The 22,939-nt window shown below is 32.8% G+C and carries 23 protein-coding genes; 12 read left to right on the top strand and 11 right to left on the bottom strand.

Translation table 11 applies throughout. From position 1 onward, the window contains the following. The first annotated feature begins 43 nt into the window (after positions 1–43). Positions 44–1,159 (top strand): NAD(P)/FAD-dependent oxidoreductase, encoded by a 1,116-nt coding sequence (locus tag ACN5J3_RS00385; RefSeq protein ID WP_418510819.1) that lies wholly within the window; start codon positions 44–46, stop codon positions 1,157–1,159. Continuing rightward, positions 1,156–1,605, top strand: a complete 450-nt coding sequence (locus tag ACN5J3_RS00380) for a 3-oxoacyl-ACP synthase (protein WP_418510370.1) — start codon at positions 1,156–1,158, stop codon at positions 1,603–1,605. The genes ACN5J3_RS00385 and ACN5J3_RS00380 overlap by 4 nt, the downstream gene beginning before the upstream one ends. On the opposite strand, the gene ACN5J3_RS00375 is transcribed toward ACN5J3_RS00380, so the two are convergent. The 7 genes from ACN5J3_RS00375 to ACN5J3_RS00345 all read right to left on the bottom strand — a co-directional run bounded on the left by ACN5J3_RS00375 (position 1,600) and on the right by ACN5J3_RS00345 (position 9,193). Then, the gene (locus tag ACN5J3_RS00375) at positions 1,600–2,523 is read right to left on the bottom strand and encodes an ABC transporter ATP-binding protein (RefSeq protein WP_418510369.1); all 924 of its coding nucleotides are present in this window, start codon (positions 2,521–2,523) and stop codon (positions 1,600–1,602) included. The genes ACN5J3_RS00380 and ACN5J3_RS00375 overlap by 6 nt on opposite strands. Positions 2,524–2,593: 70 nt before the next feature. Further along, positions 2,594–4,633, bottom strand: coding sequence for an FG-GAP-like repeat-containing protein (locus tag ACN5J3_RS00370; protein ID WP_418508763.1), 2,040 nt, complete (start codon positions 4,631–4,633; stop codon positions 2,594–2,596). Between the two features lie 25 nt (positions 4,634–4,658). Continuing rightward, positions 4,659–5,765, bottom strand: coding sequence for a hypothetical protein (locus ACN5J3_RS00365; protein WP_418508762.1), 1,107 nt, complete (start codon positions 5,763–5,765; stop codon positions 4,659–4,661). A gap of 79 nt (positions 5,766–5,844) precedes the next feature. After that, the gene (locus ACN5J3_RS00360; protein ID WP_418510368.1) at positions 5,845–6,834 is read right to left on the bottom strand and encodes an aspartate-semialdehyde dehydrogenase; all 990 of its coding nucleotides are present in this window, start codon (positions 6,832–6,834) and stop codon (positions 5,845–5,847) included. Positions 6,835–6,972: 138 nt separating this feature from the next. Beyond that, positions 6,973–7,374: a large-conductance mechanosensitive channel protein MscL gene (gene mscL / locus ACN5J3_RS00355; RefSeq protein WP_418508760.1), complete on the bottom strand. Its 402-nt coding sequence runs from the start codon at positions 7,372–7,374 to the stop codon at positions 6,973–6,975. Positions 7,375–7,445: 71 nt separating this feature from the next. Next, positions 7,446–8,552 (bottom strand): alanine racemase, encoded by a 1,107-nt coding sequence (gene alr / locus ACN5J3_RS00350; protein ID WP_418510367.1) that lies wholly within the window; start codon positions 8,550–8,552, stop codon positions 7,446–7,448. Then, the gene (locus tag ACN5J3_RS00345; protein WP_418508758.1) at positions 8,552–9,193 is read right to left on the bottom strand and encodes a thymidine kinase; all 642 of its coding nucleotides are present in this window, start codon (positions 9,191–9,193) and stop codon (positions 8,552–8,554) included. Before ACN5J3_RS00345 ends, alr begins: the two co-directional genes overlap by 1 nt. Before the next feature lie 103 nt (positions 9,194–9,296). Here ACN5J3_RS00345 and ACN5J3_RS00340 point away from each other — a divergent pair, with 103 nt between their 5' ends. From ACN5J3_RS00340 to ACN5J3_RS00325, 4 genes are read left to right on the top strand one after another with little or no spacing between them, the layout of a single operon-like run. After that, positions 9,297–10,034: a hypothetical protein gene (locus tag ACN5J3_RS00340; RefSeq protein ID WP_418510366.1), complete on the top strand. Its 738-nt coding sequence runs from the start codon at positions 9,297–9,299 to the stop codon at positions 10,032–10,034. 24 nt (positions 10,035–10,058) lie between these two features. Next, positions 10,059–10,730: a 16S rRNA (cytidine(1402)-2'-O)-methyltransferase gene (gene rsmI / locus ACN5J3_RS00335; protein ID WP_418510365.1), complete on the top strand. Its 672-nt coding sequence runs from the start codon at positions 10,059–10,061 to the stop codon at positions 10,728–10,730. Between the two features lie 58 nt (positions 10,731–10,788). Further along, entirely contained in the window at positions 10,789–12,513 is a 1,725-nt protein-coding gene (locus tag ACN5J3_RS00330) for a M28 family peptidase (RefSeq protein WP_418510364.1), read from the top strand. A 3-nt stretch (positions 12,514–12,516) separates the two neighbouring features. Beyond that, positions 12,517–14,415, top strand: coding sequence for an AAA family ATPase (locus ACN5J3_RS00325; RefSeq protein ID WP_418510363.1), 1,899 nt, complete (start codon positions 12,517–12,519; stop codon positions 14,413–14,415). Between the two features lie 20 nt (positions 14,416–14,435). On the opposite strand, the gene ACN5J3_RS00320 is transcribed toward ACN5J3_RS00325, so the two are convergent. Continuing rightward, positions 14,436–15,026 carry a carboxymuconolactone decarboxylase family protein gene (locus tag ACN5J3_RS00320; RefSeq protein WP_418510362.1) on the bottom strand — a complete coding sequence of 197 codons (591 nt, stop codon included), beginning with the start codon at positions 15,024–15,026 and terminating at the stop codon, positions 14,436–14,438. Positions 15,027–15,101: 75 nt separating this feature from the next. On the opposite strand from ACN5J3_RS00320, the gene ACN5J3_RS00315 reads away from it, so the two are divergent. The 5 genes from ACN5J3_RS00315 to ACN5J3_RS00295 all read left to right on the top strand — a co-directional run bounded on the left by ACN5J3_RS00315 (position 15,102) and on the right by ACN5J3_RS00295 (position 19,499). Further along, a complete protein-coding gene (locus ACN5J3_RS00315; protein WP_418508752.1) occupies positions 15,102–15,524 on the top strand; it encodes an OsmC family protein in 423 nt (140 codons plus the stop codon). Positions 15,525–15,526: 2 nt separating this feature from the next. Further along, positions 15,527–17,215 carry a single-stranded-DNA-specific exonuclease RecJ gene (recJ, locus tag ACN5J3_RS00310; protein ID WP_418510361.1) on the top strand — a complete coding sequence of 563 codons (1,689 nt, stop codon included), beginning with the start codon at positions 15,527–15,529 and terminating at the stop codon, positions 17,213–17,215. A gap of 197 nt (positions 17,216–17,412) precedes the next feature. Next, complete coding sequence (locus tag ACN5J3_RS00305; RefSeq protein WP_418510360.1) at positions 17,413–17,778, top strand: OmpA family protein; 366 nt, start codon at positions 17,413–17,415, stop codon at positions 17,776–17,778. 30 nt (positions 17,779–17,808) lie between these two features. Continuing rightward, positions 17,809–18,165 (top strand): DUF6686 family protein, encoded by a 357-nt coding sequence (locus ACN5J3_RS00300; RefSeq protein ID WP_418510359.1) that lies wholly within the window; start codon positions 17,809–17,811, stop codon positions 18,163–18,165. 65 nt (positions 18,166–18,230) lie between these two features. Continuing rightward, on the top strand, positions 18,231–19,499 hold the full coding sequence (locus ACN5J3_RS00295) for an MFS transporter (RefSeq protein WP_418510358.1): 1,269 nt from the start codon (positions 18,231–18,233) through the stop codon (positions 19,497–19,499). Here the strand turns inward: ACN5J3_RS00295 and ACN5J3_RS00290 are convergent. Both ACN5J3_RS00290 and ACN5J3_RS00285 read right to left on the bottom strand, forming a co-directional pair. Continuing rightward, positions 19,496–20,248, bottom strand: coding sequence for a UDP-2,3-diacylglucosamine diphosphatase (locus ACN5J3_RS00290; RefSeq protein WP_418510357.1), 753 nt, complete (start codon positions 20,246–20,248; stop codon positions 19,496–19,498). The genes ACN5J3_RS00295 and ACN5J3_RS00290 overlap by 4 nt on opposite strands. A gap of 32 nt (positions 20,249–20,280) precedes the next feature. Continuing rightward, positions 20,281–20,730 (bottom strand): 6-pyruvoyl trahydropterin synthase family protein, encoded by a 450-nt coding sequence (locus tag ACN5J3_RS00285; RefSeq protein ID WP_418508747.1) that lies wholly within the window; start codon positions 20,728–20,730, stop codon positions 20,281–20,283. 116 nt (positions 20,731–20,846) lie between these two features. Here ACN5J3_RS00285 and ACN5J3_RS00280 point away from each other — a divergent pair, with 116 nt between their 5' ends. Continuing rightward, positions 20,847–21,488, top strand: coding sequence for a 2OG-Fe(II) oxygenase (locus ACN5J3_RS00280; protein ID WP_418510356.1), 642 nt, complete (start codon positions 20,847–20,849; stop codon positions 21,486–21,488). 108 nt (positions 21,489–21,596) lie between these two features. On the opposite strand, the gene ACN5J3_RS00275 is transcribed toward ACN5J3_RS00280, so the two are convergent. Then, positions 21,597–22,931, bottom strand: coding sequence for an MATE family efflux transporter (locus ACN5J3_RS00275; protein ID WP_418510355.1), 1,335 nt, complete (start codon positions 22,929–22,931; stop codon positions 21,597–21,599). Between the last annotated feature and the right edge of the window lie 8 nt (positions 22,932–22,939).

Below are 22,939 nucleotides of genomic sequence, written 5' to 3'. Positions count from 1 at the left end.
AAGCTCCTGTAAAGGAGCTTTTCTTTTTTAAATTTAAAACATGATAAATGTATCTTATTGGGAAATAAAAACATGGTTAGAAAATGTCGATTATACTGTTGTAGGTAGTGGTATTGTGGGGTTAAACTGTGCTATTAGTTTAAAAAAGCGTTTTCCAAAGTCTAAAATTGTGGTTTTAGAAAAAGGTTTTTTTCCTCATGGAGCTAGTACTAAAAACGCAGGTTTTGCTTGTTTTGGTAGCTTAAGTGAAATATTAGACGATTTAAAATCGCATTCTGAAGAAGAGGTTAAAACACTTATTAATAAACGCATACAAGGCTTAAAACTTTTAAGAGAGAATTTAGGAGACAAAACAATATCATATCATCAAAATGGTGGTTATGAGTTGTTTTCAGATACAGACAATACTTTTTTTAATGAATGCATATCTCAAATAGAGAATATTAATAAGCTTTTACATCCAATTTTTAAACAAGATACTTTTTATTTAAACGCCAATAAGTTTGGTTTTAAAAACATTCAAAATCAGTATGTGTTCACTCCTTTTGAAGGACAATTAGATACGGGAGAAATGATGAATGCCTTAATTATTAAGGCACAAACTTTAGGTATAAAAATCTTAAATAACATAACAGTAAAGCGCTTTAGTGACATAACTAATAGTGTTCAGGTAGAGACTAATTATTTTGACTTTAAAACATCAAAGTTATTTATAGCAACAAACGGTTTTGCTTCGCAGCTACTTAACGAATCTGTAAAACCTGCTAGGGCTCAAATTTTAATTACAAAACCTATAGATCACTTACACATAAAAGGAACTTTTCATTTAGACAAAGGGTATTATTATTTTAGAAACATTAATGATAGAGTTTTATTTGGCGGAGGACGAAATTTAGATTTTAAAACTGAAGAAACAACAGAGTTTGGACAAACAGACCTTATTCAAAATCATTTAGAAATGTTGCTTAAAAACACCATTTTACCCGATATTTCATTTGAGATTGATCATAGATGGAGCGGAATTATGGGAGTAGGTTGTTCTAAAAGAACAATTGTTAAACAAGTCAGTGATAATGTTTTTTGTGGAGTTAGATTAGGTGGTATGGGCGTAGCTATAGGTAGTTTAATTGGTAGTGAAATGACCGCATTGTTAGAATGACAGTAAAACAAACATTACATATTAAGAGTTTAGAGGTTATAGAATCGCAAATAGCAACAATACTTAATGTTATAAAAGGCATTCAAGAAGCATTGCTGTCTGAAACCAAAAGTAGTGCTGGAGACAAGCACGAAACAGGCAGAGCTATGTTACAATTAGAACGAGAAAAAGCAGGAAATCAGTTAGCTAATGCAGAAAACCTTAAGCACGTATTATACAAAATAGATACTTCAAGTCATTCTAAAATAATAGGGTTAGGAAGTGTGGTATTCACGTCACAAAACCATTATTTTATAGCAATTAGTATAGGGAAACTGACAGCTGAAGCTGATAACTTTTATGCAATATCACCAACAACGCCTATTGGAAAACTTTTAATGGGAAAAACAGAAGGAGATATAATAGTTTTTAACAATCAAAAAATAAAAATAGACCAAGTGCTATAATGTACTTTTTATAATTTTAAGAGCAATTTCAGCCCCTTTTTTTATTGAAAATTTAGCCTCAAAAAAAATAATATCATTATTAATTTTAGCTTCAATAAGGTAGTAATATCCTTTAAAATAGCTTTGGGTTACAATAGCTACTATATCTGATTTCTCTTCAGTAATTATAAGTTCATTAGCATAAACAATGGTGTTGTTTATAATGTTATATTCATTAAAAAAAGAAGCAATTAAAGCATTGTTAGGCTTGTTATATAATGTTTGTGGTGTGTTATAAGCAAGTACTTTAGCATCAGATAAAACCAGCATTGTGTCTGCATAACCAAGTACATCTTCTTTGTCATGAGTTGCAACAATACATGAGATGTTTTTCTCTTTTAAATAGTTAAACAAACGACGCCTTAACGATTGTTTTTTAAAGCTGTCAATATGACTAAAAGGCTCATCCATTAAAATAATTTCAGGCTCTTTAGCTAAAGCTCTAGCAAGTGCAACACGTTGTTTTTGTCCGCCGCTCAAATCTTTTACTTTAGTTTTTGAAAATGCATTAAGTTCAACAACATCAAGTAACTCTTTAATACGTTTTCTTTTTTTATTAGGATAGAAATTAGAAAGAAACTTCCCAATATTTTCTTCAACCGATATAAAAGGCATTAACTCAAATTCTTGAGCAACATATTTCACAAAGTCGTAGCCAATTACCAAATTATATTTAGGCCCTAAAATTTCTTGATCTTTCCAGAGAATATCTCCTTTAAGCAAATCATATTCACCATGAATTAATTTTAGTAATGTGCTTTTTCCAGAACCACTTTCTCCAATTATAGATAAGTGTTCTCCTTGTTTTATAGAGAAATTGATATTCTTTAAAACAGGGGTGTCTTTATAGGAAAAATAGATGTTTTTTACTTGAAGCATACTGCAAAAGTATACAAAAAAAACCGCTCACAGATGTGGCGGTTTTTAAGTTTTTATATTTAAGAATAGATTATTCTTTTATAAATTTTCTGTTTACTACTTTGCCTTGACTTTCTAGTCTTAAGATGTAAAAACCACTTTGAAGTTTAGAAACATTCATCGTGTTGTCTTGTAATCTTTGGTTAAGCACTTTTTTACCGTTTATATCAAAAACAGTAGCAATTCTGCTTGTTAAGTTTTCATTACTTTGAAGGTTAATTATGTCTTTTACAGGATTAGGGTAAATAGTAAGGTTGCTTAATGTTTCGTCTTGAACCGTGAGAGTTTCACCTTCATTTACTTTAATAGTTTGATTAATTGATGGGCTATATACATTATCAATAATTCCTGAAGGCCAATAAATGATAATATTGTCAATTTGTGTTTCTGTGCCTAAACCAAAATGAGCATTTAGTGTATTCATAAACTCAAAACCTTCTCCACTTCTAATGTCTCTAATTTGTACCCCTGAAGGTGTGTGAAGTTCAATTCTAGCACCAATTCCATTTCTATTACTCATACCAGTTGTAGCACCTCCTTCTACAGTAACTTTTATCCAGTTATTATTGTTTCCATCATTTAGATAAACTGAAGACCCTCTATACGCATCAATAAAACCATCATTATTCAAATCTCCAAAAGCGCCACTACCAGAAAATACATCTAAATATGGTGTAAAGGTCATGTCTCCATTATTTCTTAACACATTGTTTCCTGAAATGATATCTAGGTAGCCATCATTATCTAAATCATAAGTAACATGTTCTCTAGATGTTGTAGTTAAGGCGCTTACACCAGAGCTAGAAGTTATGTCTGTAAATGTGTAATTTGGAGCTCCGTTATTTGCTTTAAGTACATGAGGTCCCGAACTAGCGCCAACAAAAACATCTAAATCACCGTCATTATCAAAATCTCCCCAAGCAGCAGACCACGTTTGATCTCCATCAGCTAAACCAATATCACTAGCATTTTCAACATAATCTGTTCCTGTATTCCTGTGCATTTGATTAACATATCTTGGGTATGCACCACCGCATTTAGCCATAAACATATCTAGGTTTCTATCATTATCATAATCAATCCATATAGACCCATAATTTCCACCAGAATAGTAAGCCCCTAATTGGTAAGGAGAGCTGTTTGATGTGCCTATTTCTGGAGATCTATAAAATGTTAAGTTGCCGTTACCGTCATTTAAATAATAAACACTTGGGTCTACATCATGGCAAACAAAAACATCTAAATGACCATCATTATTTATGTCTACAAAATTTGTACGTTGTGTAAAAACACCGCTATTATCATATACGGTTGTATAAGCTGAGCCATTATGATTGGCTTTAATTATATTGCATCCAGAACTGTTTCCAAATATTAAATCGTTATAGCCGTTAGCATCAATGTCTCCAACTGCTAAACTCCATGTAGGAGATCTACTAGCTTGAGGAGTATAGCTTTCGCTAACAAATGTTCCATTGATTTGTTGATAATAAATATTTAGATTATAAACACCTCCTGATCCAGGGATAGCAATGATATCATCTAAAAAATCACCGTTCATGTCAACAATACCCATTGTTGAGCCTGTGGTTGCTAGTGTTTGTCCTGAAAAAGAAAAAGGAGGTGGCGGAAGAGGGTCATCTAATGTTATTTCAAAGTCAAAGCCACTAGAGCTCCACCTATTGTCAAATGCGATATAATACGTGGTATTGGCAGTAGCGTTAAAACTTGCTATAGAAAGGTAGACGTTGCCACTATCATCATCTCCTCCAACACAATTCAAGGAGTTACATGCGCCTTCATATATTTGAATTCTTGTATCGCCTCCAGAGTTTTGAGCTAAACTGGTTGATACAGTTACATTAGCGTCAATTGTTGGTGTAAAAGTATACCATTCTGCCCTAGATCCATTACCCGTTCCGGCGCAAATAATAGATGTGCCTTGAGTTCCGTTTATTTGAGTTACCGTGTGTGTGCCTGCGGTAACTGCAATGGCTGAATTACAGTCATCTTGTGCGTAAAAAAGCAGGCTGTAAAAGACGCTTGCGAATAATAACGTGATTTTTTTCATAATTTATAGTGAGGGTTAAAATAGTTTATTGACATGTTGTTGATATTGAATTTATCCATTCCTCAATCATAGCTATAGCTTCTTCCTGAACTAGCGTCCGACCTAGTAAAGGCATTTTTCTTTGGTCGTTGGTTGTGCTCACTCTAAAATAGAGCATAGACCTGTTGATGTTACCGGGAACTACGATGTAGTTAAGGCCTCCAAATTGTTCTTCAGGCTCAACGCAAACACCTAGGTTTGTTTCGTCATTGTTTTCATGGAATGGAAACCTCATAGGCCTGTAATTACAGTGTGCGTAATCAGAGTGACAATGTGCACAATTAATATCAACATAAGATCGCATTCTTAAATCAATGGGTTGCGTTGTGTCTTCCCAGTTTACTGTAGAGTTTATTGTATAAGGAATGTTTTGCTCAAGGTATCCGTATTGTTGCCATTTTTCTAATTGATTTAATGTGCCTTCAGCGTAAGTGATACTTTTATTTAAATTTTGTGGTTTAGGACCAATAGGCATTGGAACTGCGTTTATTTTATGGCAAGTAAAGCATTCGCTTTCAGGAGGTATTTTATAAGCTACATTTTTAGTTTCACCATTTTGAATCCATTCAATGTTTGTGGTGCCTCCTTCTAGACTAAATGTTGCTTCTGTTTGATCATCATTCCATATATAGTTAGCAAAAATCCATTCATCAGACTTTTTAATCATAAGTCTGGTTTCTATGATTTTAGTTGTGTTTTGAGGCTGTACGTTATCGTAGTAAAAATTTTTAATTAAAACAGCGCCATCAGGAAAGTTAAGCGAGCTATAATCGTTTATATATTGTGCACTTGTGTTTTTTGGCATCCATACAAAACGTTTCTTTTTTGCATAATCTGTAAATAAATGAGAGTTTAAATCATAAGGTAAAACACCATATACAGGATTTAGGTCTTTTAAATCACCTTCAAAAAAATTATAGTCAGACAGGTTTGCATAAGGAAACTCATTTATATCAAAATTTACAGGAGATTCTTGCGTACTATCTTCGTCTTCAACATAAGTATAGGGTATATAGTTGTCGTCGGAAGAACATGAGCATATGCATATTCCGAAAACAATAATAAAAATAACAGTTAAGTAGTTTTTTGTCATAAACTTGTGTTAAAAGCACACCAATTTACGAAAAAAAACACAAGAACGTTATAATTTATTGATTTATACGGTTATGGCTTTATAAAAGGTTGTTTTCAACCAAGTATTCGGCTATTTGTACGGTGTTTGTTGCTGCACCTTTTCTTAAATTATCGGCTACAATCCACATATTTAAGGTATTTGGTTGTGACTCATCTCTACGAATTCTACCAACAAAAACATCATCTTTACCATTAGCATAAATAGGCATTGGATATGAGTTTTCATTCAGGTTATCTTGTACAGTTACACCAGGAGTGTTGCTTAATATGTTGCGTATTTCAGTAAGGTCAAAATCCTTTTCAAAGGCAACATTTACAGATTCACTGTGTCCGCCAGCTGTAGGTATTCTCACAGCTGTTGCTGTTACCGCTATTGTTTTGTCATCAAGAATTTTTTGAGTTTCACGAACCAATTTCATTTCTTCTTTGGTATAACCGTTTTCTTCAAAAACATCGCAATGTGGTAAAGCATTTTGATGAATAGGATATGGATAAGCCATCTCTCCTTTTATACCTGCTAATTCGTTTTCTAGTTGTTTTACAGCTTTGACTCCAGTACCAGATATAGATTGGTATGTTGAGACAACGATACGTTTTATTTTATAGTGTTTATGAAGAGGTGCTAATGCCATAACCATTTGTATGGTAGAGCAATTAGGGTTTGCTATAATTTTATCATTTTTAGATAGCTGACTTGCGTTTATTTCAGGAACAACAAGTTTTTTTGTTTGATCCATTCGCCAAGCAGATGAATTGTCAATAACAGTAGTGCCTACTTCGGCAAATTTAGGAGCCCATTCTAACGATGTGTTTCCTCCTGCTGAAAATAAAGCAACATCTGGTTTTAAAGAAACAGCGGTTGCTAGAGAAACAACGGTGTAGTCTTTACCGCTAAACGTAATGGTTTTACCAACAGATTTTTCTGATGCAACAGGAATTAATTCCGTAACAGGAAAATTACGTTCTTTTAATACATTTAACATGACTTCGCCTACCATTCCAGTGGCACCAACTACAGCTATTTTCATGGCTTCTTTTTTTGATTTAATTATGTTTAGCAAAGCTAACTATTAATTCTTTTTTATAAATTAAAAAAAGCCTTTGTTTTTATGAATACAAAGGCTTTTTAACAAGAAATTATAGATTGTTATATTTTTAACAAACAGTTATTTTTTTAACAAATCTCTAATTTCAGTTAGTAAATCGTTGTCTGATGGTCCTGCAGGAGCAGCTGGAGCAGGCTCTTCTTTTTTCTTTAAACTGTTAATACCTTTAATAAGCATAAACATTACAAAGGCTACAATTATAAAGTCAAGTACATTGGTAATAAATTCACCGTAAAGCACAGCTACTTCACCTACAGTTTCACCAGCTTCATTAATAGTGCCTTCTTTTGCTATCCATTTTAAATCTTTGAAATCGGTGTTAAAAATTAAACCTACTAAAGGAGAAACGATGCCTCCTGTAAATGATTTTACTACATTGTTGAATGCAGCACCCATGACAAATGCTACTGCAATGTCAACCAAATTGCCTTTCATGGCAAATTCCTTAAATTCTTTAAGCATAATAAATTGTAATAGTTAGTGATTAAGTTTCTAAATTAATTAAAAAAAATAAAACAAGAAATGATCATGTTTTATTTTAGGAAAATTCGCTTTACACGTTGTGTTATTGATGTTATTATTTCGTAAGAAATAGTGTTGGCAGTTTCTGAAAAGCTTGTGGCTGTTGTTTGTTTATCAAAAAGAATAACTTCATCACCTTCTTGACAGTTTATATCAGTTACATCAAGCATAATCATATCCATACATACATTACCTATAAAAGGAGCTTTTTTTCCATTTATAACCCCAAAACCTTTGCCTTTTCCATATTGTCGTCCTATGCCATCAGCATGACCAATAGGAATTGTGGCGGTTTTTGTTGGTCTTTTTGCAATAAATGCACGATTATAACCTACAGAATCTCCTGTATTTATTTCATGAATTTGAGATATAATGGTTTTTAGTGCAGCTATTGGTTTTAAGAAAGCATCTTCTTTTTCAGAGTTTCCAAAGCCATAGAGACCAATTCCAGAGCGAACCATATCAAAATGTGCTTCAGGGTAGTTTAATATCCCTGATGTGTTGCACATGTGCATCATTGGGTGATAGCCAATTTGCTCTTTAAATTCTTGAGCAATGTTTTTAAAGGTTTGTATTTGGTTTAGTGTAAAAGCTTTCTCGTTTAAGTCTTCACTGGCAGCAATATGTGAAAACATAGAAGCTACTTTTACAGATTTAGTTTTTGATAAGCGATCACTAGCTTGAGTTACCTCTTTTTCTGAAAACCCTAATCTGTTTAACCCTGTATTAAATTTGATATGAACCGGATAGTTTTGTTGCTTTTTTGCTTCAGCTACTTCAATAAAAGCGTTTAAAACATACTGGCTATAAAGGCTTGGTTCTAAACAGCGTTCTATAATTGTTTCAAAATTTACAGATTGCGGGTGCAAAACTAAAATTGGTTTTGTAATACCAGCGTCTCGAAGTTGTATACCTTCGCTAACATAAGCTACAGCAAAGTAATCTACATTTAGAGATTCTAAATATGTTGCAATTTCAACAGAATCACTTCCGTAGGCAAAAGCTTTAACAACAGCCAGAAACTTGGTTTCTGGATGCACCTTGTTTTTTAGGTGTTGATAATTGTGTTTTAGAGCGTTTAGGTCTATCTCTAAAACAGTTTCTTGGGTTTTAGGCATTAGCTATCGTTGTCTTTAGAATCTATTTCTTCAGCATCATTTACATTCATGTTTCTAACCTTGTCACGTTGCATAGATTTGTAGTAGGCAGCACGACTTAAAGGCTCATACTCGTCTACTTCTCCTAGTAATACCAAGTTATCGTTTTTAGATTTTCTGTAACTATATTGGGCTAAATTTCCAGTTCTTGTACAAATTGCGTGCACTTTGGTAACATATTCTGCGGTTGCCATTAAATAAGGCATAGGTCCAAAAGGGTTTCCTTTAAAATCCATATCTAAACCAGCAACAATAACACGAATTCCTTTATTAGCCAAGTCATTACAAACACGTACAATTTCATCATCAAAAAATTGAGCTTCATCAATACCTATTACGTCGCAGCCATCTGCTAGAATAGGGATGTTTGCAGCGGCAGGCACTGGCGTAGACCTGATTTCGTTGGCATCATGAGATACAACTTTTTCGTCGTCATAGCGTACATCAACAGCAGGTTTAAAAATCTCAACTTTCTGTCTTGCAAATTGGGCGCGTTTCAGCCTGCGAATCAATTCTTCTGTTTTACCAGAAAACATTGAGCCGCAAATAACTTCAATCCATCCAAATTGTTCTTTATGATTTACTGTATTTTCGAGAAACATTTTGTAATTTTAACACTAAAACAAAGCAATCCTTCGTTTTGTATAAAGGTGGCGTAAATTTATTAAAAAACAAAAACCTAATTTGTATTAAAAATTAAAAGTTATGAAGAAGAAATTAGAGTCTGAATTAATTAGCATTGCTCACAGGATTCTTAAGCTAAAAGGAAAAGAAGATGTTATCAGAATGCATGATGAAGTTGCTGCGCTTTATGAAAAGCTATCAGTTCTAAAGTTTGCTCATGAAAATTTTGAAGACGACTTACCAACTATAGGTAACGATTCTTCGTTTTTTGGGATGCTAGATGTAGCTTTTAATAATAAAGTGAGTGATAATATTGAGGTAAATGATAAGATTTACATAAACCTTGATGAGCACGAACACGAGCAAATTATGGAGCCAGCCATAGAAAAAATAAAAAATATGGTCGCCTATATGCCCCAAGACAACGACCCTATTGATGATATTTTTGAAAAAGCTATTCCAGATTCAAGAAAACACCATAAAAATGATTTTGATGAAATAACAGCTGATTTTAAAGAAACGCCTATTTTCGAACCCGTTTCTAATCTTAAAAAAGACGAAAAAAAATCACTTAATGATAAGCTAAAACGAGGCGGAATTACAATAGGATTAAATGATAAAATTGCATTTATAAAACACCTTTTTGAAGGAAAAAGCGAAGATTACGATCGTGTACTTTCTCAATTAAATACGGCAAACTCTTTTAGCGAGGCCAACCAACTTATACAAAGTATGGTAAAACCAGATTATAATAACTGGGAAGGAAAAGATGAGCTTGAACAACGTTTTATGGAAATTATTGAAAGCAAATTTGATTAGATTTCTGCTTTCAAAAGACACATTATGAGTAAACTTTATATTGTTCCAACACCAATTGGAAACCTTCAAGACATGACCTTTAGAGCCATTGATGTTTTAAAGGAAGCCGATTTAATTCTTGCTGAAGACACACGCACATCAGGAAAACTATTAAAGCATTTTGAAATAACAACACCATCACAATCACACCATATGCACAATGAGCATAAAACGGTTGAAGGTTTGGTAAACAAGTTAAAAAATGGTGCTGTAATTGCATTAATTAGCGATGCCGGAACACCAGCTATATCAGATCCAGGGTTTTTATTAACCAGAGCTTGTGTAGAAAATGACATCGCTGTTGAATGTTTACCAGGAGCAACAGCATTTGTGCCAGCATTAGTAAATAGCGGCTTGCCCAACGATAAGTTTGTGTTTGAAGGATTTTTGCCAGTAAAAAAAGGACGTCAAACACGTTTTAAAATATTAGCAGAAGAAACACGCACCATGATTTTTTATGAAAGCCCTCATAAATTGGTGAAAACACTCGGTCATTTTTGTGAGTATTTTGGAGAAGATAGACCAGTTTCGGTTTCTAGAGAACTTACAAAGTTATATGAAGAAACTGTTCGTGGCACAGCAAAAGACGTTTTAAATCATTACACAAACAAACCGCCAAAAGGAGAAATAGTAGTTATAGTTGGCGGAAAAAAATAACATATTTATCAAAATACAGTCTTTTTAAAATGAGATTGTTTAATTAAAAGTTTAGCTCATGTTTAAATCTATAGTTGCCTGTTATTCATTGTTAGCAGGCTTTTTATTTTTTAATAGTACAAATGCACAAGTTGCAGATTCAGAAAATTATTTTGATTTGGTGACACCTGAAATCACGGGAGATTTAGCTTATGAAACAACAGCTTTTGTGGAGCAATATTGGCGCGTTGTAGGAAATACAGGCTTTAATAAAAGTGTGTATTTTATTGAAGACAAACTAAAAAAAGCAGGCTTTGTAAATGAAGATGTAGCAACGGATAAAAACCGATTTACTTACCGCATAGAAAAACGTCCGTTAAAATATCCAACATGGGAAGTGGTTGACGCATCAGTTACTATAAAAGGAGAAGAAAATCCCTTGTTGACACAAGAAACCAACAGAAATATGGTTGCGTTAAACTCCTACAGTACGCCAAAAGGAGGAATAGAAGCTGATGTTGTTTATATTGAGAACATCTATGATTTAAAAAACATGGATGTAAAAGGAAAAATTGTTTTTGCAGAAACAAGCTTGGCCTTTTTATACAGCATGGCTGTTTTGCAAGGAGGAGCAGTTGGTGTTTTAGCATATAATAATCCTGCGTATTTACAACCAGAAAAAAACACAACCTCTATTCAGTTTCGCTCAATTCCTTTTAAAGCAGAGCAACAATCCTGGGGAATAGCAATGTCTTATCAAGCTAAAGAGCGATTAAAAAAATCATTATCAAAAGGAAAAGTAAGACTGCAAGTTAATGTAGAAACGAAAATTTATCCGTCAGAAGAGCTAACCATTGTAGCAGACATTAAAGGTTCTGAAGTGCCAAAAGAACGTTTGGTTTTCAGCGCACACATTCAAGAACCTGGTGCTAATGATAATGCAACAGGCGTTGGTGTAGCTTTAGAAATGGTAACAAAAACAGCGCGATTAATAGAACAAGGAAAATTCAATATAAAAAGAACACTTACATTTCTTTGGGGTGATGAAATAGTATCTACAGGTCGCTATGTAAAAGAAGATAGCTCAAGAGCAAAAGCCATAAAATGGGGAATATCTTTAGATATGGTTGGTGAAAATACAGCAATTACTGGTGGGACATTTCTTATTGAAAAAATGCCTGATCCAAGTGCAATTTGGACAAGAGGAAATGATAAGCATACAGAATGGGGCGGAAGAAAAATGAAGCTTAATGAAATGAAACCTCATTATTTAAATGATTTTTTAATTGGTGTTTTTCAAGAACAAGGACGTCGTGCAAATTGGGTTGTTAATACAAACCCATTTGAAGGAGGAAGTGACCATGTGCCATTTTTAAGAAGTGACATACCTAGTGTGTTGTTTTGGCATTTTACAGACCAATTTTACCACACCGATAATGATAGGTTAGATAAAGTATCAAAAGAAACTTTAAAAAATGTAAGTACAGCCTCTTTGGTTTCGGCTTATACACTTTTAAATGCTGATGAAACCACTGCAAAAGACATTATTAATAATATTGAAACCGCTGCTTTACAACGTTTTGCAGAAGAATTAAAACAAAGCAAATTAGCAATTGAAAAAGGCGCCTCAATAGATTCTCAAATAGAGATTATTAGGGCTTGGGAAGATTGGTATATCAAAGCAATTGCAACCACAACAGATATGGTTTTGGATGAGTCAAATATTAATGATTTCATACAAAAATCAAAAGCAATTGTTACTAAAAGGGTTGGAGGGTTAATTAATGCATTAAAAGTTAAATAATTTATGTTTTTTCAATTTCAGAATGAGTTAAAATCTTTACCATTAGAATTTTTAAATGATAAGGTTAAATTGCTCTATAATTGGGGCAATGAATCAAAAGATTTAATAAAACCAATTGGAGATTTTTCTAAAGTTAATTTATTTGTTGGTTCAAATAATAGTGGGAAAAGTAGATTTTTAAGAGGTTTGATAAAGATTGATAATAGTTTACTTCATTTGTCATCAAGTAGTATAAGTTTAGACTCAAAATATAGAACCGTCCAAACAAATGTAGATTCAGTCTCCAATTTTTTAAGTCACCGAGAAAAGCTAGAAGTCCAAAATAATTTTAATAGTATTAGGGCTTCAGGAAGGAACTATAATGAATTAATTAGTAATTATAAAAATTTTGAAAAGTCTTTTGAATTTTTCAGTAGCTTAAAAAGAAAAAGTCTTGAATTAATTTCTGGTATAAGTAATCGTCAAATTATAGGAAAAAATAAAAAGATCATAACTTTATGTGAATCAATTGAAGGCTTAAAACTAGAGATAGAATTCATAAAAAATAATAGATTTAGAAACAAGAAATATATTCCTATTTTAAGAAGTATACATTCAAATGAGTTTTTAACTCAAGGATCTTTGAAAGACACAATAAAAAAAAATTATGGAATTGCAGAGAATGTTTTTACAGGATTAGATATATACACACAAGTTTTAGAACTAAAAAACTCGCCTGGTCCAAATAGAAAAAAGGTCAAACAGTTTGAGAAGTTTCTATCAATTCACTTTTTTAACAACAAAGAAGTAGAAATTACATCTAACTCAAAATCTAAAGAGTTATTGTTTTCAATAGATGAGCGTGAACATCCTATTTATGATTTGGGAGATGGAATTCAATCTTTAATAATATTGCTTTTTCCAATTTTTACAGCAAATAATAACGATTGGTTTTTTATTGAAGAGCCAGAAATAAATCTACACCCTGGACTACAAAGAATTTTTATAGAAGCATTGTTGAATGATAAATATCTAAAATCTAAAAACTTAAAATACTTTTTTACCACTCATTCGAATCATTTTATGGATATTACTCTATATAATAGTGACATTTCAATATTTCAATTTCAGTACCAAAATGATGATACATTTAAAATAAAAAGAAATGTAAAACCAAATCAAGAAATTTTGGATTTATTAGGAGTCAATACTTCATCAGTTTTTTTGGCGAATTCATCAATATGGGTAGAAGGCCCAACGGACAGAAAGTATATTTCTAAATTTCTAAAGCTGTTTTCAGAAACCAAGCATATGAAACATTTGAAAGAGGATATTGACTTTACTTTTTTTGAATATGGCGGAAACTTAATTGAACATTATTTATTTGACGAAAAAATTGAATTTGACGAAGTTGAGGTAAGAGATAAAATTAATGCGTTTGCATTATCAAATAAAATTTATTTGTTAGCAGATAATGATGGAGTAGATAAAAGGTCTGCTAAAGGAAAAAGAAGAAAGGCACTCGAGGAAATTTCGCAAAACAGTGAAAACTTTAAATATCAAAATACGATTCTACGTGAAATTGAAAATTTATTGCCAACAAACATAATTTCTGCTTTCATGCTTGAATTAGTAAAACCAAATGTTGATTTATCGAAATTAAAAAACATAATAATTGAAAGAAATGAATATGCAAATATTGGTCTTGGTGAGTTTTATGAAAAAAAATTATTAGAAAACGGCTTTCTAAAAAATGAACTAAAGTCATTTAAAGCACCTTCAGGAACTTTGATGAACAATTATAAAATAAAGCTATCTAGTATTGTAGAAAACTCTGAATATGATTATGATACTATTTTTGAAGAGAATAAAGAACTTGAAGACATTATTACAAATATTTTTTCATTTGTAAATAATGATTAGATATTAGGATTAATAAAAGCCTAACCATGCTTTCCTTTCTCCCAACCATGTTTTCCTAAATATTGATTTCCGCTTTCTACAGCGCCAGCTTCAATAGATGTTCCCATGCTATCGTTCCAGCGGTTTAGGTAACCAAATAATGAAATTACACCTAGCATTTCCACAATTTCGCCTTCGTTCCAATGTTCATATAAGCGTTTTTTTATAGCTTCATCAACCGCATTAGGCACTTGGCTTGCTGCCAAGCTAAAATCTAATGCAGCACGTTCAGCTTCAGAAAAAGCTGGATGTGTTCGGTATTCCCAAATATTATCAAGTTGTTCTTGCTCGGCACCATAACGTTCGGCAGCACGAATAGCATGCGCTTGGCAATAACGACAACCAGTAGCATTACTGCTTACCCAAGCAATCATACGTTTCAAAGCAGAAGTTACGCGACCATCATTAGCCATAACAGCTTTATTCAAATTAATGAATGCTTTTGAAATCGCAGGACGATGTTGCATTGTTAATACCGAGTTAGGACAAAAACCCAAGGTTTCATTAAAGAATTCGGCAAGTTTTTTAGTATCTAAATCATGATTGGCTGATAATGGCTTTACAAGTGGCATAGTCTATTTTTTTATTGGTATTTTTGAAATAATAAGTAACACATTCATTACAAGAAACAAAAAAATCTTCATAAAATGACAAATAAAGTAACAACTCACTGGAAAGGAAATTCACAGTTTGAATCTGATAACCCAAGCGGAAAAACATTATTTATAGACACTTCAGAAGAGCATGGCGGGCATAATTCTGGTTTACGACCTAAAGCTTTAATGCTTTCTGCACTAGCTGGATGTTCTGGGCTAGATGTGGTATCTATTTTAGATAAAATGAAAGTGAAAATTTCAGATTTTAGAATGGATACGTATGGCGAGCTTACCGAAGAACACCCAAAGTATTATCATACAGTAACTGTAGAGTACCACTTTTATGGTGATAACTTAGATGAGAAAAAAATAAAAAAAGCTGTTGATTTATCTGTTGAAAAATATTGCGGAGTTATGGAGATGTTTCGCAAGTTTGCCAATGTAAAAACAACCATTCATTATCATAACGATTAATAATGCGTTGGACCTTAAAACCCATACCTGAAGCAAAAAAAACAGAAGCTTTACAAGAAGCTTTGCAAGTTGATGAAGTGGTTGCAACACTTTTGTTACAGCGTGGTATTGAAACCTATGAGGCTGCCAAAACATTTTTTCGTCCTAGTTTAGATGATTTACATGATCCATTCTTAATGAAAGATATGGATAAAGCAGTGACTAGAATTGAAACAGCTATAGCAAAAGGCGAAAACATTCTAGTTTATGGTGATTATGATGTAGATGGTACGACTTCAGTAGCCTTAATGAGCTCCTATTTAAAAACACAAACCAATAATGTAGCGACTTATATTCCGGATCGTTATGACGAAGGTTATGGCGTCTCGTTTCAAGGAATTGATTTTGCTGATGACAACGATTTTTCGCTCATTATTGCTTTGGATTGTGGTGTTAAAGCCATTGATAAAGTAGTTTACGCTAAAGAAAAAGGTATTGATTTTATTATATGTGATCATCATAGACCCGGAAAACAATTACCTAAAGCAGTTGCTGTTTTAGACCCAAAACGTGATGATTGTGAATATCCTTATAAAGAACTTTGTGGCTGTGGTGTTGGTTTTAAACTTATTCAAGCATTAGCGTCCAAACAAGGAAAAATGGTTGAAGATTTAGTTACATATTTAGATTTGGTCGCTACAGCAATAGGTGCCGATATTGTTCCTATTACAGGAGAAAATCGCGTATTGGCATATTTTGGGCTACAAGTTATTAATGCCAGTCCAAGACCAGGTATAAAAGCGATTATTGCTGAAGTAAAAAAGGAGACACTTACCATAACCGATGTCGTGTTTATTGTAGCACCTAGAATAAATGCTGCAGGTAGAATGAAGCATGGCAACCACGCTGTGACTTTACTTACTGAAACAGATTTTAATACTGCGGTAAATTATGCCGTTGAAATAGATGCTTTTAATACTGATAGGCGCGAAACAGACAAACGCATTACCGAAGAAGCTCTTGAGCAAATAGAAACAAATAATGAACAAGAAGGCTATACAACGGTGGTATATCATGAGTCTTGGCATAAAGGCGTTATAGGTATTGTTGCTTCAAGGCTTATTGAGACCTATTACAGGCCAACGTTGGTGTTTACCAAAAGTGGCGATAAGTTGGCCGCATCGGCTCGTTCGGTTTCTGGGTTTGATGTATATAATGCACTAGAAGCTTGTAGTGAATATATTGAACAGTTTGGCGGGCACAAATACGCAGCTGGTTTAACACTAAAAGAAGAAAACTACGAAGCTTTTAAACAAGCTTTTGAAAATGTGGTGTCTCAAACCATTGATAAAGCATTATTAACTCCAGAAATTAAAATTGATTTAAAAGTAGATTTACAACAGGTTAATGATAAATTATGGCGTATAATCAAACAATTTGCTCCGTTTGGTCCACAAAATATGACGCCTGTTTTTATGACCGAAAACTTAAAAGATACAGGTTTTGGTAAATGTGTTGGAGAAGATAAAAGTCACTTAAGAATTACCGTTACACAACCACAAGCACAAAGTATTGTTTGTATAGGTTTTGGGCTAGGTGATAAAGAGCCGCTAATTTCTAACGGAAAAAAATTTAAAGCAGTATATTCTATAGATGAAAACCACTGGAATGGTATCACCTCTCTTCAGTTAAAATTGCGAGATATTAAATAATCTTTTTTAAAATAACCGTTTTGTGTTTATAAATAAACCAATTACGTTATTTCTTCTATTTATAGGAAACCTATTGTTTTCACAAAACCTGGTGATTAATCCAAGTTCGTAAAGATTTTGAGTATCCATTTGCTTATTATTATTATTTAGACGTAGAATCTGTAATACCTCATAATGTAGCATATAAAACAGATGTTGTGTATGTTTTTAAAAATGTACTTTTTGAGTTTGATAAAGCGATTTTGATAAAAGAGTCCACAGAAGAGCTTGATAAGTTATATGCTTATTTGTTAGAGAATGATGATGTATTTGTAGAAATTTATGGACATACTGATGCTATTGGATCAAAAATGCATAACGAAGTACTATCAAAAAGTAGAGCAAAAGCAGTTTCAGATTACTTAATAAATAAAGGCGTAAAAGCATCAAGAATTTCTTGGTATGGATATGGTAGTTCAAGGCCTAAAACAACAAATAAAACAGATGCAGGTCGTGCAATAAATCGTCGTGTTGAGTTTAAGCTAATAAAAGCACGATTATTTATTTATATTTATTCTAAATAATAGTGTATTTGTTTATAAAAGCAAACAAATATGGAAAACGATATCTATAAAATTTACCACAATAGTTTTGGCATTTCGTTTCAGTGGATGCATTCAGAATCTAAAAAACGCCATAAAAAAATTCAAATAGTATTTAGAAATATGGGCTTTTATTTATCTAAAAATGAGATAAAAGAATTTTATAACTGCATTTATCACGCAAAACAGTCACAACCATATTCTTGTTGTAAAGATTGTGATAGCAGAAACATACTTGTAAGAACACCTAGTGACAAGGTAGATATAGCCCTTAATACAGAAGAGTTAACACATGTTGAAGACTTAATAAAAGGCACGTTGTTTCAATTAGATTTAGATAATTACTTGCACAATTTATGTAAAAATTAAATTCATCATAAAAGCTTTTAATAGCAACGTATCATATTGTACTTTTGATGCTTCTATTTTTTATTATGGCTAAAAAAGACCCATATGCAGCACTCCGAATAAATGAGTTTAATATTTTTCTTCTAGTACGTTTTGCTTTAGTATTTGCTTGGTCTATGCAATTTATTGTTATAGAATGGCAGGTTTATAGTATTACTAAAAACCCATTGTCGTTAGGAATTATTGGTCTTATGGAGGTTATTCCGGCAGTTTCTATGGCGTTGTTTGCAGGTCATGTTGTAGATCAGAAAGAAAAACGAAACTTATTAGTAAAATGTATTATTGGGTTTTCTGTTATAAGCTTTGGATTGTTTCTATTAACTTGGCCCGAAATAATTGCAGGTTGGGAAACCAATACCATATTGTATAGTATCTACTTTTTGGTCTTTCTTGGCGGATTTGTACGAGCGTTTATTGGCCCAACAGTTTTCTCTCTAATTGCTTTAATTGTGCCAAAAAAATTATACCCAAATGCAGCTACTTGGAGTAGTACAACATGGCAAATGGCTTCAGTTTTAGGACCTGCTTTAGCAGGTTTTTCAATACACTGGATTGGCGTACATTGGTCAATGTGCCTTATTTTTGGTTTCACAGTAATGGCATTAATAGCGCTGTTTAAAATACCTAAAAAACCAATAATGAATCCTAAAATAGGTGAACCTATAGGAAAAAGCCTTAAAGAAGGATTGCGCTTTGTTTTTAGTACTAAAGCCATTTTAGGAGCACTTACTTTGGATATGATTGCCGTACTATTTGGTGGTGCAGTAGCTTTACTTCCTGTATTTGCTCAAGATATTTTAGAAGTAGGTTCTCAAGGGTTTGGAGTACTACGAGCAGCACCTGCCATAGGAGCCTTTTTAACTATGCTGGTTACTGCATATATGCCATTAAGTAAAAATGCAGGAATGAAACTATTGAGTGCTGTTTTTGGTTTTGGTGTTTGTATTATTGTTTTTGGATTATCTGAAATATTTTGGATTTCACTAGTTGCACTATTTTTTAGTGGAGTAACTGATGGTGTTTCGGTTGTAATACGTCAAACAATTTTACAGTTAAAAACTCCTGACCATATGCGTGGTCGAGTATCATCAGTAAACTCTATGTTTGTAGGGTCATCAAACGAGTTAGGCGCTTTTGAGAGTGGATTAACTGCTAAACTTATGGGAACAGTTACTGCGGTAGTTTTTGGAGGAACAATGACCTTAATAACAGTTGTTACAACAGGGTTGGTGTCTCCGTCGTTTAGAAAACTTGACTTGACTAAAGATATAGAAGAAAACGAAAAAGACGTTTAATACGTTCTTAATTCAAAATTTTCTCCGTCAAAAACACCATAGGTGTAATAATTTATCCAATCACCTAAATTAATATATTTTGAGGTTGTGTTGAGGTCTATTTCAAGCGGTAAATGTCTGTGACCAAAAACAAAGTAATCACGATGTTTGCTTTCAAGCTTGCGTTTGCAGTATTGCACTAACCATTCATTATCTTCTCCTAAAAATTTAGCATCATCATCGCCAGAAATCAGCTTGTTTTTTACTGATAAATGCTGTGCTAATTTTACACCTATATCAGGATGAAGCCATTTAAATAACCATTTAGAAAACGGATTGGTAAACACCTTTTTCATGCGTTTATAACCTTTGTCATTTGGGCCTAAACCATCACCGTGTCCAATAAAAAATATTTTATTGTTAAATGTAAATTCTTTGGGTTTATGGTAAACAGGAATGTTGAGTTCTTCTTCAAAATAGCCATTCATCCATAAATCATGATTTCCTACAAAATAGTAAATAGGAATTCCTGAATCAGAGATTTCTGCCAGTTTGCCTAGGGTTCTTGTAAATCCTTTAGGAACAACTGTTTTGTATTCAAACCAAAAATCGAATAAGTCGCCCAATAGAAAAATTGCTGCTGCATCTTTTTTTATCTCGTCTAGCCAGGCTACAAATTTTTTTTCACGAGGAAGCGATTCTTTACTCGTTGGCGCTCCTAGATGATTGTCTGATGCGAAGTATATTTTTTTTCCTTTAGGAATATTCATGGTTTTAAATAATGATTAAAGATAATCAAAGATTAATTATCTGTTGCATACCACTCGGCATAAGAACTTTCTGTTTCCTGAAGTTTTAAAGCGTATAAACTAATGTTTTCAGGAAGGCGTTTTTTTATTTTTTCAGCAAAGTCAATAACCATCATTTCGCTTGTTGGCTGGTAGTTTACTAAAAGCACATTATGTCCTCTATCTTTAAGCTCTTTTGCAAGCTCAACATGAGGTGTGTTTTTATTAAAAACAGTGGCGTGATCAAACACATCAACAATATCTTCTTTTACAATCTTTTTTAGATCGCTAAAATCTATAACCATACCAAATTTAACATTTGAGGTATCAGAAATAGGTTCTCCAATAACCGTTACAGAAAGCTTGTAGCTGTGGCCGTGAACATTTTTGCATTTACCGTCGTAGCCATAAAGTGCATGACCTGTTTCAAACGAAAACTGTTTGGTGATTCTAATTTTACTCATGGTTTAAAAAAGTTTCGCTACAAAGGTATTGATTTTGTAAAAGCAATTGCTTTTTAGATTACATTTGCGCGCTTTTTTTTAATAAGAGCGGTTAAGTAATTCTTATTTATAGTTTTATGAATCATCTTTTTGAAGAGATTAATTTTGTTGAAAATCCGCTATATGAAAGCATTATAGCAGATATAGCAACCAAACAATATAGCATTGTTGAAGGATTTTTTACTGACGACGAAGTATCTGTTTTAAGAGGTTCTCTTCTAGAAAAGTATGAGGAAGACGCTTTTAAGAAAGCAGCTATAGGGAATAGAGTTAATGAAACCATTATAAAGTCTATTCGTGGTGATGTGATTTTATGGATGGATGAAACACGTGCTTCTTTATCAGAAATGATTTTTTTTGATAGAATAAATGATCTTGTAAACTATTTAAACAGAACGTGTTTTTTAGGGATTTTACAAAAAGAATTTCATTATGCTATTTACCCTAAAGGCACGTTTTACAAACGCCATATTGACACATTTCAAAACGACGATAGACGCAAACTTTCTATGGTTTGCTATCTAAATCATGAAGATTGGCAACCGGAAAACGGCGGCGAATTGGTTTTGTATTTAAATGAGAATGGTCATGAAGAGGAGAAGGTTATTTATCCTTTTCCTGGTCGTGTGGTTATTTTTGAAAGCCAAATAATAGAACACGAAGTAAAACCTGTAGATACTAAAAGATTGAGTATTACAGGATGGTTAAAAACACGTTAATGATTAGCGTCTTTTGTTTCTGTTATATACATAAATAATAACCAATACAATGGCTAAAATAAGAAAGAGTTTATTACCCATAATATTTTTTTTAAATAGGGTATAAAATTACGCTTTTTGTGCTAGTGGCAAAAAAAGTTGCCTGAATTTTATAATTAAAGGAATGCCTCTAGCAATAATCCAAAAAGTCATAGCAATAAAGATTCCGTAGAGTTTATAATCCAAATGATCCAAAACAAGTAGTATTGGAACAAAAACAATTCCTGTTGCAAATAATAATAGATTCCTTAAAAACTTCATTTTACCTAAGCCTTTAAACATACCATCAAAAATAAAAGCTAAAGAGCAGAAAGGTTGCATGAGCAAAACAATCCAGAAAACATTATAAAAAGCCTCTAATACGTTTTTATCATCTGTAAATATTTCTCCAATTGGATAATAAAAAATGGCACCAAGTAAGCCAATTGCAAGACCTAAAACAACACCATATTTTATAAGCTTGTTACTTAAACTTATTAATAAGGCGTATTGTTTTGCGCCATAAAGTTTACCAGAAAGAATATTTCCGGCACTTGCATAGCCATCAATTAAAAAAGCACCAAGAAACCAAATGTTGATGGCAATGGTATATGCGGCAATATATTCTTTGCCATAACCAGTCGCAAAAGAGCTTCCCAGGTATAGTGTTACATTAAGCGCTATGGTTCTTACAAATAGGTTTAAAACCATTATTAAGAATTTGCCAATTTCTTTGTTTATTGGGAGACTTACCTTTAGAGGAATAGGTGTTTTTTTCAGTAAGTAATATGCCGAAATTACAGCCATTAAAAATTGAGCAATTAAGCTAGCATAAGCTGCACCTTTGATGTGCATGGCAGGAATTAAGCCTTCTATTCCGTAAACCAAAATAACATCTAAAACAATGTTTGATACAGCACCAACAATAGCGATAATCATTGGGTAGTATGTGTTTTGTAAACCTCTAAAAGCACCAAATACAGCAATGGTAAATAGTGTAAAAGGGAACCCAAACACACGAATTTTATAATAAGATACACAGTATTCTAAAATTAACCCTGAGGCATTATAAAGTTTAAAAACAGCACTAGCAAATGGATATGTGCCAATGATAATTAATATGCTAATAGATGTAATTATTAAAATAGCTTGACCTGGCAACGATTTTACTTCATCAAGTTTATTAGCTCCTAAATATTGAGATATTATAGATGATATAGCGCTTCGTGTTTGCCCAAATACCCATATAAGCATAGATAAAAATGTAGCAACAATACCAACAGCCGCAAGCGACTCTGTAGCATTTATATCAATATTACCAACAATAGCTGTATCTGTTAGTGATAAGATAGGTTCAGAAACACCCGCAATGAGCGCAGGTATAGCTAATTTGTTAATATTTTTTAGTTGAATGCTCTTATTCACAGTTTTTA

Source organism: Corallibacter sp., from assembly GCF_048381695.1.
GTDB lineage: Bacteria > Bacteroidota > Bacteroidia > Flavobacteriales > Flavobacteriaceae > Corallibacter > Corallibacter vietnamensis.
This window is presented reverse-complemented; position numbering and strand designations above follow the sequence as displayed.

Bases quoted from the DNA above. Each gene is read 5' to 3' on its own strand.
- ACN5J3_RS00380 (WP_418510370.1), top strand. From the start codon at position 1,156: ATGACAGTAAAACAAACATTACATATTAAGAGTTTAGAGGTTATAGAA.
- ACN5J3_RS00375 (WP_418510369.1), bottom strand. From the start codon at position 2,523: ATGCTTCAAGTAAAAAACATCTATTTTTCCTATAAAGACACCCCTGTT.
- ACN5J3_RS00370 (WP_418508763.1), bottom strand. From the start codon at position 4,633: ATGAAAAAAATCACGTTATTATTCGCAAGCGTCTTTTACAGCCTGCTT.
- ACN5J3_RS00365 (WP_418508762.1), bottom strand. From the start codon at position 5,765: ATGACAAAAAACTACTTAACTGTTATTTTTATTATTGTTTTCGGAATA.
- ACN5J3_RS00360 (WP_418510368.1), bottom strand. From the start codon at position 6,834: ATGAAAATAGCTGTAGTTGGTGCCACTGGAATGGTAGGCGAAGTCATG.
- mscL (WP_418508760.1), bottom strand. From the start codon at position 7,374: ATGCTTAAAGAATTTAAGGAATTTGCCATGAAAGGCAATTTGGTTGAC.
- alr (WP_418510367.1), bottom strand. From the start codon at position 8,552: ATGCCTAAAACCCAAGAAACTGTTTTAGAGATAGACCTAAACGCTCTA.
- ACN5J3_RS00345 (WP_418508758.1), bottom strand. From the start codon at position 9,193: ATGTTTCTCGAAAATACAGTAAATCATAAAGAACAATTTGGATGGATT.
- ACN5J3_RS00340 (WP_418510366.1), top strand. From the start codon at position 9,297: ATGAAGAAGAAATTAGAGTCTGAATTAATTAGCATTGCTCACAGGATT.
- rsmI (WP_418510365.1), top strand. From the start codon at position 10,059: ATGAGTAAACTTTATATTGTTCCAACACCAATTGGAAACCTTCAAGAC.
- ACN5J3_RS00330 (WP_418510364.1), top strand. From the start codon at position 10,789: ATGTTTAAATCTATAGTTGCCTGTTATTCATTGTTAGCAGGCTTTTTA.
- ACN5J3_RS00325 (WP_418510363.1), top strand. From the start codon at position 12,517: ATGTTTTTTCAATTTCAGAATGAGTTAAAATCTTTACCATTAGAATTT.
- ACN5J3_RS00320 (WP_418510362.1), bottom strand. From the start codon at position 15,026: ATGCCACTTGTAAAGCCATTATCAGCCAATCATGATTTAGATACTAAA.
- ACN5J3_RS00315 (WP_418508752.1), top strand. From the start codon at position 15,102: ATGACAAATAAAGTAACAACTCACTGGAAAGGAAATTCACAGTTTGAA.
- recJ (WP_418510361.1), top strand. From the start codon at position 15,527: ATGCGTTGGACCTTAAAACCCATACCTGAAGCAAAAAAAACAGAAGCT.
- ACN5J3_RS00300 (WP_418510359.1), top strand. From the start codon at position 17,809: ATGGAAAACGATATCTATAAAATTTACCACAATAGTTTTGGCATTTCG.
- ACN5J3_RS00295 (WP_418510358.1), top strand. From the start codon at position 18,231: ATGGCTAAAAAAGACCCATATGCAGCACTCCGAATAAATGAGTTTAAT.
- ACN5J3_RS00290 (WP_418510357.1), bottom strand. From the start codon at position 20,248: ATGAATATTCCTAAAGGAAAAAAAATATACTTCGCATCAGACAATCAT.
- ACN5J3_RS00285 (WP_418508747.1), bottom strand. From the start codon at position 20,730: ATGAGTAAAATTAGAATCACCAAACAGTTTTCGTTTGAAACAGGTCAT.
- ACN5J3_RS00280 (WP_418510356.1), top strand. From the start codon at position 20,847: ATGAATCATCTTTTTGAAGAGATTAATTTTGTTGAAAATCCGCTATAT.